Annotated in this window: 18 protein-coding genes and 2 rRNA genes; 1 reads left to right on the forward strand and 19 read right to left on the reverse strand. The window is 42.9% G+C overall.

Annotated features, from left to right (window positions below):
* Window positions 1-202 precede the first annotated feature (202 nt).
* The 6 genes from yabG to metG form a co-directional block, all read right to left on the reverse strand.
* The gene (gene yabG, locus H539_RS0108900) at window positions 203-1084 is read right to left on the reverse strand and encodes a sporulation peptidase YabG (RefSeq protein WP_026693228.1); all 882 of its coding nucleotides are present in this window, start codon (window positions 1082-1084) and stop codon (window positions 203-205) included.
* Window positions 1085-1416: 332 nt separating this feature from the next.
* Window positions 1417-2295, reverse strand: a complete 879-nt coding sequence (rsmA, locus tag H539_RS0108905; RefSeq protein WP_026693229.1) for a 16S rRNA (adenine(1518)-N(6)/adenine(1519)-N(6))-dimethyltransferase RsmA — start codon at window positions 2293-2295, stop codon at window positions 1417-1419.
* The gene (gene rnmV / locus H539_RS0108910) at window positions 2288-2848 is read right to left on the reverse strand and encodes a ribonuclease M5 (RefSeq protein WP_026693230.1); all 561 of its coding nucleotides are present in this window, start codon (window positions 2846-2848) and stop codon (window positions 2288-2290) included. The genes rsmA and rnmV overlap by 8 nt, the downstream gene beginning before the upstream one ends.
* Before the next feature lie 321 nt (window positions 2849-3169).
* On the reverse strand, window positions 3170-4357 hold the full coding sequence (locus H539_RS0108915) for a resuscitation-promoting factor (RefSeq protein ID WP_026693231.1): 1188 nt from the start codon (window positions 4355-4357) through the stop codon (window positions 3170-3172).
* Between the two features lie 227 nt (window positions 4358-4584).
* A complete protein-coding gene (locus H539_RS0108920; RefSeq protein WP_026693232.1) occupies window positions 4585-5352 on the reverse strand; it encodes a TatD family hydrolase in 768 nt (255 codons plus the stop codon).
* 305 nt (window positions 5353-5657) lie between these two features.
* On the reverse strand, window positions 5658-7625 hold the full coding sequence (gene metG, locus H539_RS0108925; RefSeq protein ID WP_026693233.1) for a methionine--tRNA ligase: 1968 nt from the start codon (window positions 7623-7625) through the stop codon (window positions 5658-5660).
* A 713-nt stretch (window positions 7626-8338) separates the two neighbouring features.
* On the opposite strand from metG, the gene H539_RS0108930 reads away from it, so the two are divergent.
* Window positions 8339-8623, forward strand: a complete 285-nt coding sequence (locus tag H539_RS0108930) for a transition state genes transcriptional regulator AbrB (RefSeq protein WP_026693234.1) — start codon at window positions 8339-8341, stop codon at window positions 8621-8623.
* Window positions 8624-8662: 39 nt separating this feature from the next.
* Here the strand turns inward: H539_RS0108930 and rsmI are convergent, their stop codons facing one another.
* The 13 genes from rsmI to H539_RS0108995 form a co-directional block, all read right to left on the reverse strand.
* Window positions 8663-9544, reverse strand: coding sequence for a 16S rRNA (cytidine(1402)-2'-O)-methyltransferase (gene rsmI / locus H539_RS0108935; protein ID WP_026693235.1), 882 nt, complete (start codon window positions 9542-9544; stop codon window positions 8663-8665).
* A 1-nt stretch (window position 9545) separates the two neighbouring features.
* Window positions 9546-9812 (reverse strand): GIY-YIG nuclease family protein, encoded by a 267-nt coding sequence (locus tag H539_RS0108940; protein WP_026693236.1) that lies wholly within the window; start codon window positions 9810-9812, stop codon window positions 9546-9548.
* Window positions 9799-10539, reverse strand: coding sequence for a tRNA1(Val) (adenine(37)-N6)-methyltransferase (locus tag H539_RS0108945; protein ID WP_026693237.1), 741 nt, complete (start codon window positions 10537-10539; stop codon window positions 9799-9801). Before H539_RS0108945 ends, H539_RS0108940 begins: the two co-directional genes overlap by 14 nt.
* Before the next feature lie 96 nt (window positions 10540-10635).
* Entirely contained in the window at window positions 10636-11010 is a 375-nt protein-coding gene (yabA, locus tag H539_RS0108950) for a DNA replication initiation control protein YabA (RefSeq protein WP_026693238.1), read from the reverse strand.
* Window positions 11011-11022: 12 nt separating this feature from the next.
* Complete coding sequence (gene ricT / locus H539_RS0108955) at window positions 11023-11853, reverse strand: competence/sporulation regulator complex protein RicT (RefSeq protein ID WP_026693239.1); 831 nt, start codon at window positions 11851-11853, stop codon at window positions 11023-11025.
* Window positions 11846-12850 (reverse strand): DNA polymerase III subunit delta', encoded by a 1005-nt coding sequence (gene holB / locus H539_RS0108960; protein WP_026693240.1) that lies wholly within the window; start codon window positions 12848-12850, stop codon window positions 11846-11848. Before holB ends, ricT begins: the two co-directional genes overlap by 8 nt.
* Window positions 12851-12867: 17 nt before the next feature.
* The gene (locus tag H539_RS0108965; protein WP_026693241.1) at window positions 12868-13308 is read right to left on the reverse strand and encodes a YaaR family protein; all 441 of its coding nucleotides are present in this window, start codon (window positions 13306-13308) and stop codon (window positions 12868-12870) included.
* A 51-nt stretch (window positions 13309-13359) separates the two neighbouring features.
* Window positions 13360-13689 (reverse strand): cyclic-di-AMP receptor, encoded by a 330-nt coding sequence (locus tag H539_RS0108970; RefSeq protein WP_026693242.1) that lies wholly within the window; start codon window positions 13687-13689, stop codon window positions 13360-13362.
* A gap of 58 nt (window positions 13690-13747) precedes the next feature.
* Window positions 13748-14398, reverse strand: coding sequence for a dTMP kinase (gene tmk, locus H539_RS0108975; RefSeq protein ID WP_245602147.1), 651 nt, complete (start codon window positions 14396-14398; stop codon window positions 13748-13750).
* A 35-nt stretch (window positions 14399-14433) separates the two neighbouring features.
* The gene (locus H539_RS0108980) at window positions 14434-15840 is read right to left on the reverse strand and encodes an aminotransferase class I/II-fold pyridoxal phosphate-dependent enzyme (protein ID WP_245602148.1); all 1407 of its coding nucleotides are present in this window, start codon (window positions 15838-15840) and stop codon (window positions 14434-14436) included.
* Between the two features lie 354 nt (window positions 15841-16194).
* Entirely contained in the window at window positions 16195-16398 is a 204-nt protein-coding gene (locus H539_RS0108985) for a sigma factor G inhibitor Gin (protein ID WP_026693245.1), read from the reverse strand.
* Window positions 16399-16707: 309 nt separating this feature from the next.
* Window positions 16708-16824 (reverse strand): 5S ribosomal RNA (gene rrf / locus H539_RS0108990).
* Window positions 16825-16890: 66 nt separating this feature from the next.
* A 23S ribosomal RNA gene (locus H539_RS0108995) occupies window positions 16891-17036 on the reverse strand; the annotation flags it as partial.

The raw sequence follows: 17036 nt of genomic DNA on the forward strand, positions 1-17036 counted from the left end.
ATGGTTTTTTTACTACTCAAAACATCAAAAACCAACATAGTTACTATTCCCTTTTTGTCGAAAAATATGTATAGATAGGAGGAAACTTTCAAAAATGCCAAAAATAGCTTGGAATATTGTCAATATTCGCGGTTTTTTTTACAATAAAACATGGAGATAAATAAGCAGTAAAAAACAAGCCGATCACACGTAATTCGGCTTGTTATTCCTCCTCATGAACCTGTCTATAAGGCAGACCCGTCCGAAGGACTCCTTTTGTCTCCACTCCTCCGAGACCCTTCTCTCCTGTCAGGGTGTTTCTTAATACTTCCCATACATTAATCCGGTCCATAAAGGGAGTGAAGCTGATTTTAGCTACGATGTAGACTGGATCCAGCGCATGGATATTGACCCTTGAAGGAGAGCTTGCAAAGTTGGCACCTGCCTGGATCAATGATTCAAAGTGTGACTGGCAGGCACCTGCAAATATCACCAGCTGATCGAGATTCGGGATTTTCTTCCTTGCCTCTCTGACAGTTTGGACAAAATGCCTGGAATGTCTGTAAGCATTGATATCTGCCATTTTCCCTTTCGACCTTGAATAGGAATCATGGCCAGTAATAACCAGAATATCAGGCCGATAAGACTCAATGAGGCTCCCTATTTTAATCGGCATCTCCTTTTCATTGCAATAGACTCCATGAACAGGAATGCCCACCTTTTCATAAAGATCCATACACTTGCGCAAGTAAGAAGGATCACCATCAAGGTGAAGGACTCTTCCGGGTATTTGAAAATAGTCCCCTGGATGCCGGTATCCATCCGTCGCCTCATATTCCCTCTTCATTTTCAGCAGTTCATAGTCCTGGGAAAAGAGTAAATAGGACTTCTCAATAAGCGCTTCTTCTTTTTTTCTTCTGTAATTCTGCTCCTGAACATCCATAATCATAAGATCATGAATCGGGGCATCTGCGATCAGCCTGAAGTCCTCGCCATATAAAACTGCCTGGACGACCCCATTTTCCTCTTTAAAATCTATAACTCGAAACAAAAGATCACAATTAAAGGATCTCCGCCCTACAATGTCATTTAATTTAACGCTCAAAATCTTCACCTCAGGGTTAGGGAACTGGCTGGTCACGCTACTTTCAATGTGCTGCTGGCAGCAGCTTAAATTACTGAATTTCTCTGCCTGGCAGATAGACTCGGGGAATGGAAGCAGAATTGCATGAACAGCCTCTGCGCTCCTGACGTATTATGAGTCCCCGCTTAAACAGCTGCTGCTCATTGATAGGCTATGCATGATGAATCAAGAATGTGAAGAACAAAAAGGAGTCAGGATTCCGCCTGCTCGAATATCACTTACATTCGCAGACGGAATCTTGACTCCAATTGAATTTTGAGCATCGTCTTGTAATAAGTATAAGGCCGCATCCCTTATTTAAAATGGGGAAGCAGCTTCTCACTGAGGACCGCAAACTCTTCAATACTTAACGTCTCACCTCTTCTTGCCGGATCAATTCCGGACTCTGCTAGAGCGGACAAAATGATATCTTTTTTCTCTTTACCATTAGAAAGCTGGCTCACCAGATTATTTAAAATGGTTTTTCTTCGCTGCGCAAAGCTTGACCTTGTTACAGTAAAGAAAAATTCTTCATCTGTTACCTTTACTGGAGGCTCTTTGCGCATCGTCAGACGGATGACTGCTGAATCTACATTAGGCTGCGGAACAAAAACCGTCTTCGGGACGATCAGTACGGTCTCCGCTTCGGTATAATACTGAATGGCAATGGAGAGAGAACCGTATTCCTTGGATCCAGGCTTTGCCGATATTCGGTCTGCTACTTCTTTTTGCAGCATAACAACGATCCCTCGAACAGGGAGTTTTTCTTCTAGAATTTTCATGATGATCGGGGTTGTAACATAATAGGGAAGGTTAGCTACCACCATAATATCTGAAATGGAAGGAAACTCTTCCTTCAGCACCTCTGCAAGATCGGCTTTTAACACATCCGAGTGGATGATGCTGACATTATCATAAGGCTCGAGAGTCTCATTTAGAATAGGAAGCAGTCTCTGATCTATTTCAAAGGCGGTTACCTTTTTGCTGCTTCTGGCCAGCTGTTCGGTCAAGGCTCCAATTCCCGGCCCGATTTCAACGGCTCCGCTCTCTTCCGTGAGCTCAGCAAAATCCACAATGCGTTTTAGGATATTTGTATCAATCAAAAAGTTCTGCCCCAGGCTTTTTTTAAATGAAAATCCGTATTTCTCCAAAATAGCCCTGGTTCTTAGCGGAGTGGCGATATCTTTATTCATGTTTGTCCTCCTGTTCGATCATGGAAAGCGCATCATCAAATGCGGCCTTCGATATCTGGAACATGTCCAGCCTTTTAAGCAGCTGCTTTCCATTTGTATACCCTATTTTTAGGATCACGCCAAGGCGCTCCCGTTTTTCCCTTGCTCCCTCGCCGCCAGTAAGTCCCGCATGAATCAGGTCATCCTGGCTGATTTCAGAAACCGAATCCAGAACGGTCAGATGCGCTTCGCTCAAAGCTTTTCTGATTGAATCGGGACTGGCATGCTCCACTCCGATCCCTCTGCCATTTTTTGGTCTGGCTTCATCTTTCGTCACGAAGGCATGCTTGCAGCCCGGTACACTTTCGGCGATCGTATTCCGTATCTTTTCTCCAGGGAAATCCGGGTCAGTAAAAATGATGACTCCCCTGGTTTGCTGCGCCAATCTTACCTGCTCGATCACAGACTGATCAACCGCCGATCCATTTGTTTCAATCGTATCCGCATTTACGGCCCGTTTAACCGCAACCGTATCGTCTTTTCCCTCTACCACGATAATTTCTTTAATTTTCATAAATCCTCCACATTGATGAAACTTTTCTGCACTCTCAATCGTCTATATTTATAGAATTACAAATGTAAAAGGTTTTTATGTTCTGCCTTTTATTGTACAAGGGCGGTTAACCAGCATCTCCTTGTATACAGCCTGCCCTTTAAAGATGCAGGCTATCTTATTTAATCATGTTTTTGCCATTTATGCGATGTGTTTATAGGATAAAGCGCGAGAACGTCTTTCGGATCCCCAGCCGGGCAAAAAAAGAAGACCGCAGCCAAATCCGGTTTCCACCGGAGTCCGCCTGCAGTCTGAGGTAAGGATCTCTCCTCTGTTGAAAGGTTAATTCAGGATCTTAATTTTTATTTTCCTTGCTCCCCATTTGTAAGCCTGAGATGTGGTTGGAAAGAATACGTCGATTTTATTTCCTTTTATGGCTCCGCCCTTATCTGCTGCTACAGCGTACCCATAGCCTTCTACGTAAACCTTTGAACCCATTGGAATGACTCTTGGATCCACAGCAATGATTTTACTGTTTGGATTGCTTTTTAAATTAATACCTGTAGATGTGAAACCTGAACATCCGCTGCAATTGGCAGTGTAGGCAGTGGAATTCACATAGAATTCTCTGCCGCCGGATTCGCTATTATTTCCGCGCGACACCTGCGCAAATAGCTTTTTCGTACCTACAGCTACTATTTTATTTGTCTTGTTCCTTATCATCTTTTGACTGACCAGCCTGCGCGAGACTTCTTTTCCATTTTCCCGGACAATGTCGTATTGTTTGGAAACAAGGCCATTTTGACCCTGGGCCATAACCTTTTGTGTACCTTGCGGCAGCCGGTCATCCTTTTTCGTGATGACAGCATAATGTACCGGTTCCTCCACCACATCCTTGGCTTTTTCCACCCGGATTACATTTACCATTGCACCAGGCTTCAATTGCTCATGTAATGCCGGCTCAGTACGGTCGAGATTATTCACCTTAATCTTCTGCTTCCCGAGGAAGTCAGCCACTGTCATTGAGGTAGACCATGCCTGCTGGGATTTTCCTGCTACGTTTAAGCGGACTGGAAATGCTTTATGGATTTCAAGCTTCATACCATTTTTGATGGCTGTTTCTTTTGAGGGATGAATTTGATCATAGCTGCTTATCTGGAGATTTTCCTGTTGTACCAGGTCTCCTACTGTATTGGCTGTACTCCATACATGTCTCTTCTCTTGATTTTGGATAATTTGAACCTGTTTTGCCGATTTGAGCACTACTTGTACATGATCCTTCACCTTTGCATCAGCCTCAGGATACAAATAGTCTTCTGCATGGACGGTAATCTCCAAATCTTTTAAAATATCCCCTATAGTGGAAGCGTGCGTTTGAACCATTTTTTGCTCGCCATCCAGGTTAATGGATACCGTTTTCTTTGTGCTTTCATGCAGGATCCATCCTATCGCTGCTGCAAAAACGGCAACACTTGCGATCGACATAATCCATGTCTTTCGATTAAAAGAAGTGGAGAACAGGTTTTTCATATTCCTTATCTCGATAAAAAACTCCTCCCTTTCAGTGATGAAAATATGATGTGCCGGCTGTCATCTTTCATGACTTAAAAGCTAATCCTTATTATGCATATACTCTTTTAAAAATGAAAGTCTGACTTATCGACATAGTCATCCTATGATAGAAATGAGACTTGTAGAACCAGAAAGAATAAAGGGGTGTTGAGACAAGCCTCCCCTATTCTTGACAGGATATGCTATCAAACCATGCCGAATAATTTTCTAGCATTCCTTGCAGTTGCCTCTGCCACCTCTTCATAGGAGATACCTTTAAGCTCGGCAATCTGCTCGGCAACAAGCTTAACATAAGATGGCTCATTCCTTTTGCCCCGGTATGGATGTGGCGCAAGATACGGACAATCCGTTTCAATCAATAGCCGATCCAACGGGATTTCCTCTGCTACTTCCTTTGGCTTCCTTGCATTTTTGAAAGTGACAGGACCGCCAAGAGATATGTAAAAGTTCATGTTTATGCATTCTTTGGCTGTTTCGGCACTTCCACTGAAGCAGTGCATGATGCCCCCGACTTCTTCAGCATGTTCTTCTTTCAGTATGTCGATAATATCAGCAGTGGCTTCCCGGTTATGAATCACGATTGGAAGCTTTACCTTCTTCGCCAGCCGGATCTGCTTTCGGAATACTTCCTTTTGAACATCCTTCGGAGATTTGTCCCAGTGATAATCCAGTCCCGTTTCACCGATTGCCACCACTTTTGGATGTGCCGCAAGCTCCTCAATCCAGATTAAATCTTCTTCTGTCATATCTATAGCGTCAACGGGATGCCAGCCAACAGCAGCATAAATGAATTCATGCTCTTCAACAAGCTCCATTGCGCGGGTGATGGTAGGACGGTCAAATCCTACAACTACTATTTGTGAAACTCCTGCTTCTAAAGCCCTCTGCATAACCTCATTAAGGTCTTCATTGAACTGTTCTGCGTTTAAGTGGGCATGTGTATCAAATAACATGCTATTCTTCCTTCCCTAGCTTCTAGTTTATAAAAAAAAGACGGATTCATGTTTCACATTTATGTAACATTTTCATTACATTAGACCCATGCAATTCCCCTTCATTCTACATAGCATTTCTGTTTTTGCAAAATGATTTGCTTTTCTTATATAGTACGATAACAATTTACATTTTATGTCCTCTCTACTAAACAAGAACTTTTTCAGGCAAAAGAAGCTGGCTACATTCAAGATAGCCCAACAAAGAAAAGGAGCGTTCCACGTGGAACACTCCTTTCTCTATACTGCTATAAAGTATGGTATTTTTATTTAACCTTTGCGCCGATTTCAAGCTCGTCCCCAACGGTGGCAAGTGACAATGTTCCATCCTTTTCACCTGCTAAAATCATTCCCTGAGATAATTCTCCGCGAAGCTTCACAGGCTTCAGGTTGGTGACACATATCACTTTTCTTCCAATCAGCTCTTCAGGCTGATAGTACTTAGCAATCCCAGAAACAACCTGCCGCTTCTCATATCCAAGATCCAGCTGAAGCTTTAAGAGTTTATCTGCCTTTTTTACTGGCTCTGCCTCCATCACGCGGGCAACTCTCAATTCTACCTTCATGAAGTCATCAATGGAGATCTCATCGGTAACAGTGGCTGCTTCTTCCTTTTTTCCTGCTTTTGCTTCTTCCTGAGGCTTCGGTGCATCTCCCTGCATCTGCTGTCTGATATATTCAATTTCCTCTTTCATATCCAGCCTTGGGAAGATGGGATGACCTTTCAATACTTTCGTACCTTCAGGAATCCTTCCAAATTCACTCAAGCTTTCCCAGCTTTGAAGCTCCTCTTCTGCCATATTAAGCTGGGCAAATATTTTTTGCGGAGTTTGTGTCAGGAAAGGCTTCAGCAGAACAGCAGCCCTTCTCAATGATTCAGCAAGATGGACCATCACGTTCCCAAGCTCACGTTTTTTGCTTTCATCCTTAGCCAATGTCCAAGGCGCAGTCTCATCAATATACTTATTCGTGCGGCTGATCAGCTGCCATACCGTTGTCAGGGCAACGGAGAACTCCATTTTTTCCATGGCCTCCTCATACTTCGCAACCGCTTTTTCATTCATCTCTAATAGCTGTTGATCGAATTCTCCCGGCGATCCTTCATATACAGGGATGACTCCGTCAAAATACTTTTCAATCATGGCAACGGTCCGATTAAGGAGGTTTCCAAGATCATTAGCCAGGTCAAAGTTAATCCGCTCGACAAAACCTTCAGGTGTAAAGACACCATCTGAGCCGAACGGCACCTCTCTCAATAGATAATAGCGGAGGGCATCCAGACCGTATCGATCGATTAATGTAACTGGATCTACTACATTCCCTTTTGATTTGGACATCTTTCCGTCCTTCATAAGAAGCCAGCCATGTGCAAATACCTTTTTAGGAAGCGGAAGATCTAAAGCCATCAGCATAATTGGCCAATAGATAGTATGGAAGCGGACAATCTCCTTTCCAACCAGATGCACATCGGCCGGCCAATAATTTTGATATTTAGAATCATCATCGGTGCCATAGCCCAGTGCCGTTATATAGTTGGAGAGAGCATCAATCCAGACGTAAATGACATGCTTCGGATCACCAGGAACTTTGATTCCCCAGTCAAAGGTCGTCCGTGATACGGCCAGATCCTCTAGTCCAGGCTTGATAAAGTTATTGATCATTTCATTCTTTCTGGATTCCGGCTGTATAAATTCAGGATTTTCTTCATAAAAGCGCAGCAGCTGATCCACGTATTTACTCATCCTGAAGAAGTAGGATTCCTCCTTCACCTTCTCAACAGGCCTGCCGCAGTCCGGACAATTTCCGTCCTCCACCTGGCGGTCGGTAAAGAAAGATTCACATGGTGTACAGTACCAGCCCTCATACTGGTCCAGGTAAATATCCCCTTTGTCCAGCAGGCGTTTGAAAATTCTTTCAACGACAGACTTATGACGGTCCTCTGTAGTGCGGATAAAATCATCATATGAAATATCAAGCTTTGTCCAAAGGTCTTTAATCCCTGAAACGATGTCATCGACATACTGTTGAGGGGTCACTCCTTTTTCCTCAGCTTTTCTCTGAATTTTTTGTCCGTGCTCATCTGTACCGGTCAGATACATAACATCATATCCGCGCATCCTTTTATACCGGGCCATTGCATCCCCGGCCACTGTAGTGTAAGCATGTCCGATATGAAGATTTCCACTTGGATAATAAATGGGGGTAGTAAGGTAGAATGTATTTTTTTCTTTCATCTGTATTCCTCCGATAAAGGGGTTTTATTCTGCTCATTCTATTATGACATGTTTCTTTTTTTGTTCCTATATTTTTGTACAGAATGAGAAAACAGAACGCTAAAAAACTAGTACTGCAGCTCCCATCTCCCTGCATGACAAACCATACTTGCCATTTTTTCCTGCATCAACAACAAAATATACCTGCTGATTGGAAGAAGTGCAATTTTTTCAAGTAAACCTCTGTTATTTTCTGGATATTATAACCAGTGCAGCCGACAAACACTATCTGATAAAATAAAGGAAAAGTCCTTTTTTACTATTTTACTATAAGAAATATTAAGCAGTACTAAATTCCTTTTCTTTTAAATTGGAGAATAAAGGACCTTAATAATTTTTCAACAATAGTAAAATGGATGTAAGGATTATGTCGAATTATGTCGTAATTGGTAGGGCCAACTTACTGGTTTTAATTATTCGAATTTCCTGTTGCTTACAGTCAAACTATTTGCGTTAAAAACATTTTTTTGTATAATAGTAAAGAACCCTTGATAAATAAGGTTTTACCGACAGTAAAAAAATCCCATAACCATAAGCAGGAAATAAATTGACGCATATGGGAATGTCTGGTACTATTAGGAAGTAGTAGAATTTTGTCGAATAATGGCGAATGAGTAAAGATACATAGAGAGAAATCGAGTATACTATTTTAGGGAGAGAAGGAGTTTTTTAGTATGAAATCTACTGGAATTGTTCGTAAAGTTGATGAGTTGGGACGCGTGGTTATTCCTATCGAACTTCGACGCACTTTGGGAATCGCTGAAAAAGATGCATTGGAAATTTATGTGGATGATGAAAGAATCATTCTTAAAAAATACAAGCCAAACATGACTTGTCAGGTGACAGGGGAAGTTTCCGACAATAATCTATCCCTTGCAAATGGCAAGCTGGTTCTTAGCCGTGAAGGTGCAGAACTATTGTTGAAAGAGATCCAAGAAAGCTTCTCATCTGCAAAATAATGAACAATAAAAAAGGCTTCCCGTTAAGGAAGCCTTTTTTTATTGTTCATTAATATGATAAGCGTTGTATACATCTCTTTTTTGGAGCCCTCTATCTTTCGCCGTTTCCTTGATTGCTTCCTTCGAGGTCATGTTTTTATTCTGAATATAAAATTCGACATGTTCCACAACTGAGAGCGGCTGCCACCATGCAGCAGTTTCCTTTTCCTCTTCAAGTATACTGCCCTCTATAATGAGGCAAAACTCTCCTCTGATTTCATTGGATGCTGCCCATTCTGCTGCTTCCGAAATCGTTCCTCTGATAAACTCTTCGTATTTTTTCGTCAATTCCCGGCATAAAACGACTCTGCGGTCACCCAATATAGCCAGCATATTTTGCAGGGTTTCTTTTAATCGATGCGGCGATTCATATAAGATAAAGGTAGATTGAATCCTTTTTAATTCCTCCAGCTCGGCCTTGCGCGTCTTGGTGGATCGGCTCAGAAAACCATAAAAGTAGAATGGCTGTGTGGCCAGCCCGGATGCTATAAGCGCAGTCAAGGCTGCATTAGCTCCAGGCAGGGAAATGACTGTGATCTCTGCTTCAAGGGCATCTTGAACTAATTCGTAACCGGGATCTGAAATCGTAGGCATCCCTGCATCACTGACCAGGGCGACCACACTTCCCGCATTCATTTTTTCGACAAGCTGCCTGCCGCTGGTTTGTTTATTATGCTCATGATAACTTAAAACCGGCGTCTCTATTTCAAAGTAATTGCACAGCTTCTTCGTATTCCTTGTATCCTCAGCCGCAATGATATCGGCTTCTTTTAATATCCGTATGGCCCTGAAGCTCATATCCTCCAAATTGCCGATTGGAGTGGGAACTAAATACAGAACCCCCTCATTCCCTTCCTTTTCAAAGCTTTTCTGCTGCTTCATTTTATATGACTCCCCCTTCCTCTATCAATCGTTCCTTTGCTTTCCTGCTTAATCGTTTTACCTTATATTCAGCTTTCATTGCAGAGCTTTTATCGGGATAAGTTATATGATAAACCAGCTGCACAGGGAGCCTCCCCCGGGTGTATTTGGCCCCTTTCCCTTGATTATGAACATCAATTCTTCGTTCAAGGTCATTGGTGTATCCCGCATAGTAGGTTCCATCGCTGCATTGCAGGACATACACATAATGGACTTCAGCTTTCTCCATATAGAATCTCTCTTATCTCACTGGTATATTGATGATCTTGGCCGTAAACATACAGGGGAGGAAGGATTTTCAAATCCGGATTGCCATCCTTTATTCCTTCTACAAGGATCGTGTTTGCTTCCTTTCCTTCCTTAGGGTAGACAAACCGAAGGCGTTTCGGTTCAAGTCTATATTTCCGCATAAGTGTGACAAGATCCAAAAGCCTTCCCGGCCTATGTACAAATGCTGCTTTTCCTCCCTGCTTCAATAGCTGGCTGCTGACCCTGACCGCATCCTCCAGCGTACACATGATTTCATGCCTAGCTATGGCAAGATGTTCATTTTCATTGATTTCCTCCTGGGATGGAGTGGGAAAGTAAGGAGGATTGCAGGTTACCGCATCATACTTAGAAAAGCCGATTTCCTTTGGTATTTCCCGGATATCTCCGTGAATCATCTTCAGTTTGTCAGAAAGACTATTATACTCGATGCTTCTTATGGCCATGTCATACAGCCTGTCCTGTATTTCTATTCCAGTAATCTCCCCATTGGTCCGTGTACTTAGGAGCAGGGGAATGACTCCGTTTCCTGAGCATAAATCCACCATACTACCCCGCTTGGGGATCCGGATGAATCTCGCCAATAAGACCGCATCGAGGGAGAATGAGAAAACCGTGGGGCTCTGTATGATTCTAAGCTCCTCCGCTAAAAGATAATCAAGTCTTTCATCCCCTTTTAATAAAACCATCCTGCTGTTCCTCCTAAAACTCTTTTGATATTAGTATAAACACTGTCAAAAAAAATAGAGCCTGACTCATGAAATTTGGGAGCCAGACCCTAAATGCTATTTTTTATTAAGGAAGGACAGGCAAAAAAGGCAGTCCCCTTCTTTGCGCGGGCTTCCGAAGTGAAGGTTGCAGATATGAAACCCTTCCTGATAAAGGCGGGCAAGGTTATCATAACCCTCTCCTACATCTGGTAATTTCTCTTCTTTTGATCGCGCGGAAGATTTTTTCTTTCCTGCATCCTTTTCTGATTTATCATTACCCTTTGCTCCTTGATCCAGATGCTTTCGCAGATGGTCATTTTCAAGCTTAAGTGAATTGTTTTCTTCCAATATTCCGGCTAAATGCAGTTTCAATTCACCCAGCTGTTTATATAAATGGCCAATCTGCTCCTCCATATTGCTCACAGAATCAAAGATTTCCCTTTTATCCACGCTCTCACCACCTTAGTAATCTGTGGCTTGTATAGAAACGGCTCCTTCTTTTAGAATTTCATCTAAAGTATATTCTAATACTCTTTCCTGCTCGACTAATTCAATTTGAAGCACGCGTTCTAGAATATTGAGCCCCACTACCTTGCCTGTCCCATTCGGTGTCTGGATCATTTCCCCTAAGTCTGGAAGCTGTTCCTTAGCTGATTCATATTCATCATTCTCATATTTCAAACAGCACATCAGCCGTCCGCAGAGACCAGAAATTTTAGTAGGATTCAACGAAAGATTCTGGTCCTTCGCCATTTTAATGGATACTGGTTCAAAATCACCCAGGAACGTTGAACAGCAAAGCATCCTTCCGCATGGGCCAATTCCACCCAGCATCTTAGCCTCATCTCGGACCCCTATCTGCCGCAGTTCAATTCTTGTCCTGAAAATAGAAGCCAGGTCCTTCACCAGTTCACGGAAATCGACTCTTCCGTCCGCTGTGAAATAAAAGATGACTTTATTACGGTCAAACGTGTATTCCACATCCACCAGCTTCATATCAAGCTGATGCTCCTCTACCTTATTACAGCAGGTTGAATATGCCTCCTCGGCGGCAGCCTTGTTTTCTTCGACAATCATCCTGTCCTTAGCATCTGCCACCCTCAGCACCTTTTTAAGCGGAAGGACCACATCCTTTTCGCCAACCTGCTTCCGGGCCGTAACAACCTTCCCGAATTCTACTCCGCGGACCGTTTCCACAATCACAAACTCATCCTTTGGAATGTCTAAATCACCAGGGTCAAAATAATATATTTTACCCGCTTTCTTAAAGCGGACTCCTACAACATCAAACAAATGAGGATCCCTCCTGCAAATTTAACACCAGCTGTTCCATCAATAACTGGGTATTTGTATTGGACATTAATCTTTTCTTGGAATCCAAAATCATAGACATCTTTCCTGCCAATGTTTTTGGTGATATCAGCAGCGCATCATGCTCCAGCTTTTTTTCTATTTCCTTAAAAACAATCTGATCGCGCTTGTCCAATTGAACATATAGCAAGTCCTTATGAATCAGGTATAACAAATCTAACCCTCTATCTATTTGTTCTTTCTCTTTAAAATGGCTAAACCATTCTTCCTGAAGGTATAAAAGTGCTTTCATAGAATTACTGCTTAACACTTCATATAATTTTACCATTATTTTTTGAGCTTGTGCAAACCATTCCTGTGAATTAAGCTCCAGGGCCTCTTCCAAATTTTGGGTTAGAGAGGAAATAATGGAGGCGCTTTGTGGTGTTACTCCCTCATTCAGCAAGGAGTTTTTGAAATTACCAGGAGAAAGCGGCTTAAAGTTGATAACCTGGCATCTTGAAAGAATGGTTGGCAATATTCTCTGCACCTGCTCTGTAATGAGAATAGCGGTGGTTTCCTGGTGAGGTTCCTCTAAAAATTTCAGGAGGCTGTTTGCTGCTTGTGAAGTCATCTTGTCAGCATGAACAATCGTATAAAATTTTCTGCTTGATTCGACTGCCTTCTTGGAAAATTCCTCTTGCAGCTCCTGGATTTGATCCTTCTTTAAAGACAGGCCATCCGGTTCAAGCAGGTGAACATCGGGATGGTTGCCGCTGTCAATTCTCCTGCATGCATGACAGGAGTTGCAGGGAATAATGGTATCGGAAAGATTTTCGCAAAATAGACTTTTGGCCAGAAGAACACTGGCCTCCCTTTTCCCTGTCCCTTTTCCGCCCTCAAATAAATAGGCGTGTGCAATCCGGTTTTTGAGCCGGCTGTTTTTCAGCATTTTATAAACATCAGGCTGCACCTGCGACAAATCATCCCAGTTCTCCATCTTGGTTAATCACTCTCTTATGTGTAAAGATTTATTAATAGTCCTTTTATTTCACCGATTCTGCCTAGTAAATCTATTGATTCGGTCTCACTCTTTCTTACTTCATCTGTCAGTTCGACAAGTTTTTCATCTATGGTTTTAACGGTTGTAAGAGAACGTCCCTGGCCATAACTGTTCCAGCTCTGCGATTGATTGAGCTCCATGCCGTTGTCAACTGCTTCTCTAACAAATCTTTTCACCAGCGTTTTAAATTTAGCCAGGTCCTTGAAATTTTTGGAGCGGCTCAGCCGGTCCCCTGCTCCTTGAATTTCAGAAAGGAGCTTATCGAGGGCTGCCAGCTGCATCTTCTGATCCTGCTTCTGAATAAAATCAGTAAATCTGCGGGAACCGGGGGACGTCTGCCGCTGCTCTGTCTTCAGCTTATCCAGATTGATTTGTGGTTCCTGATTGATTTTCATCCAGGTTACCCCCATTCGTCTCCATAATCGAGTTTGCCGGGACCGCCCTAATTAGAATTGGCGGAATTCCTCTACCGGCAGAACAAAGACCGTTGCCCCTCCAACTTCCACTTCCACCGGATAAGGAACATAAGAGTCTGCGTTCCCTCCCATTGGTGAAACTGGAGCAACCAGCTGCTCTCTTGACTGGCAGTTATCTTTAATGATTTCTAGGGCCTTATTTACACGGATATCATCCGTTCCTATCATGAAAGTAGTATTTCCGGATTTTAAGAACCCTCCGGTTGTAGCCAGCTTGGTTGCTCTAAAATTATGATCAACGAGTGAGCTTAGCAGGCGGTTGCTGTCCTTGTCCTGTACTACTGCGATAATTAACTTCATGATAATTCCCCTTTTCACTTTTTATTATTATACCAGTACAACTCATGTTCTGCTTTAATTAGATTAAAATATGATGGGCTGAAAGGATTTTCCCCATGGCTGTTTTAGCTTCTGCCACCACCTCAGGAAGGCTTTTGCCGGCATCAATGATTCTAAAACGTGCGGGATCCTGCTGGATGACCTTCTCATAGCCCTCTGAAACTAACCGGTGGAACTGGATGCTTTCATTATCCAGGCGGTTATATTCTCTTTCGCTGTTCTTCCGGATCCTCTTTAATCCTTCCTCAGGATTAATCTTGAAATAAAAGGTGGCGTGGGGCCATTGACCTTCTATGGCAAACTCATTTATTGACCTTACTTCCTCAATCCCCAGCCCCCTGGCATAGCCCTGATAGGCAAGGGAGCTGTCGATGAACCGATCGCATAATATGATCTTTCCCTCTTTCAATGCCGGGAACACCTTTTCCGCCAGATGCTGTCTTCTTGCAGCAGCATAAAGAAGGGCTTCTGTTCTTGGATCCATTTTTGTATTTTTCGTATTTAAGATAACTTCCCTTATTTGTTCGGCGATGGGTATACCGCCGGGTTCCCTGGTCAGGATAACATCTAGATTTTTTTTCTTTAAAAATACATACATTTCATTTAATACCGACGTCTTCCCTGCACCATCGGGCCCTTCAAAGGTGATAAATAATCCGTGGTTTTCCAAAATAGTAATACCCTCCATGCATAATGTCCATTTTCCTATATAAATACCGCAATTTCACCCTTACCGAGGCGTTCGCCGCCATGAAACCTGGCACCTAATGCCAAATAAGATTGCAGCTGTTCTATGTGATCATCCGTAATTTTTTCTCCTTTTAACAGAAGAGGAATGCCTGGAGGGTAAGGGGTAACGAACTCTGCAGCAATTCTGCCTCTGCTGTCTTTTAACGGAATATACTTTATACTCCGCAAGTCCATTTCCCGGTAAGAATAAGCCAGCTCCGCCAGGGCAGGAAAATGGGGCTTAAGGGGGTGATCTAAAGAAGGAGTCCCTCTTACCTCTTTTATTCCTTTTCTTATGGAAGTTAAAACTTTTTCAAACTCCTTCATCTGCTCAATACCAAGAGGAAGAACAAAAAGCACATTAAAAGGGTCTGCAAGCTCTGTATAAACCCCCTGCTGTTCCAGGGCAGCCTGAAGGTCATAGCCAGAGTATCCCTTTACAGATTGAATGACCACTTTAAGGGGATCTGCCTTCGCAGCAGGCTCCACCAGCTTTATGTCCTGTATCCCGCGCAGCCCTTCTCTGAATGCTTCAGTTGCTCTATACAGGCTATCGGCCAGCTCTTCTGTATAGCCAGCGAGATAGTGCCTTGCCAGATCCAGCGAAAGCATAATTGGATACGAGGGACTGCTCGATTGAATCATCTGGAGATAAAAGCGGATACGTCCGGCATCAGCCAGTCTGCCGTTTATATGAATGTAAGATCCCATTGTCATCGCAGGCAGAGTCTTATGCGCTGATTGCACAACCACATCTGCCCCTGCTTTTAGAGCAGAATCAGGAAAAGCGCCAGGTAAGACAAAATGAGCCCCATGAGCTTCGTCGACCAGCACAGCTGTTCCTCTTTCATGAGCTGCTTCTACAATTCCTTCTATGTCTCCGCCGACCCCATAATAATTTGGGTACGTGAGGATGAGGGCTTTGGCATTTGGATATCTATGCAGGGCTGCTTCTACCTCTTTGAAGTTCACTGTACCAGCTGTCTTCATTTCCGGATCATACCCTGGGGAGATAAACACCGGCTTTGCATTTGCGAGCATAAGTCCATGCAGAATAGACTTGTGGCAGTTCCGCTGTACGATTACCACATCCCCTTCCGAGCAGACAGCAAGAATCATCGCTAAATTTCCGGACGTGGTTCCGTTCACAAGAAAATGGCTTTCATCCGCACCGTATAAGTCAGACAGAAGTGTCTCTGCCTCTTTAATGGGCCCTTCTGCGGCATGCAGGTCATCCAGGCCAGTGAGTTCTGTTACATCAATAGGAAGCACAGACTGAAAATACTTATAACCTGCTTCATTAAAGACTCTTCCACTTTTATGGCCCGGCACATGAAATGATACAGGCGCTTTCTCTTCAAATTCCCTTATTGCCTTCAGCAAGGGAATATTCCTTTGATCCTTCAAATTGCATTCATTCCTTTTACTTCTTGCATGTCCACACATCCAAGTAACAGATATCTATATATATCTATTGTAGCAAAAAATGAAGCTTACTATGAACGGCGGGTCTTTTTGCTCCATGAGTTTTTTTAGGGTATGACCCGTTTATTACTTTCATACAAGAAATGCGGCTTCCTCCATGATTTTTTGCACAAATCCTCGATTAGAAGCGTCATACACCAAGATGTATATTTATTAACCTTGATTTTTTACCTCGTTTTCATTCTCATTTAGACATAATGACAAAAAGCCCCTGCCTGGTAACCTGGCAAGAGCAGAATCAGCATTCCTAGATCATGAATAAATTTCTGGAATAGATGCCTTTTTCAGCTGATTGATGATATATATATACTTCGGATCCTTCGTATCGGTAGACGTTATATCCTTTTCACAATCTCTGCAAATAAACGACGTGTATAAATGTATGCCCTTCCCTCTTGGCTGCTCACAAACCACACAAATTTCTTCCATCACTTTCTTTGTTGCTGCCGAATCCACTCTCTCCACCTCCATATCCCTTATAATCTCCGAAAATTTCATTTTGTATACAATATTTCGAATCTTTTAGCGGGATAAAGGCCTATTTTTTCTTAGTGTATGTCAGCAAAGCTCCTTCTGTGTTTGTCTAGAATAAAAGTTTTTGCCTCTTTCATTAAAATAAGAAATCGAATCATTTATCCGCAATATCGGATCATAATTCACCTGCTGTATCTCGGTACCTGTAGTAGAACTCAGTCCCCTTCATAATCACTCAAAAAAGAATAAAAACACAAAAAAAGACCAGCTGAAATCAGCTGATCTCGGTGTGCCTGGCAGCGACCTACTCTCACAGGGGGAGAACCCCCAACTACCATCGGCGCAAAAGAGCTTAACTTCCGTGTTCGGGATGGGAACGGGTGTGGCCTCTTTGCCATAACTACCAGACAAAATGAAAGAACTTCGTTCCTTCAAAACTAGATAACAGAAGGCTTGCACGTTTCATAAACCAACTAGGTTAAGTCCTCGATCGATTAGTATCTGTCAGCTCCACGTGTCACCACGCTTCCACCTCAGACCTATCTACCTGATCATCTTTCAGGGATCTTACTAGCTTGACGCTATGGGAAATCTCATCTTGAGGGGGGCTTCATGCTTAG

This window comes from Peribacillus kribbensis DSM 17871, assembly GCF_000430765.1.
Classification (GTDB): Bacteria; Bacillota; Bacilli; order Bacillales; family DSM-1321; genus Paraperibacillus; species Paraperibacillus kribbensis.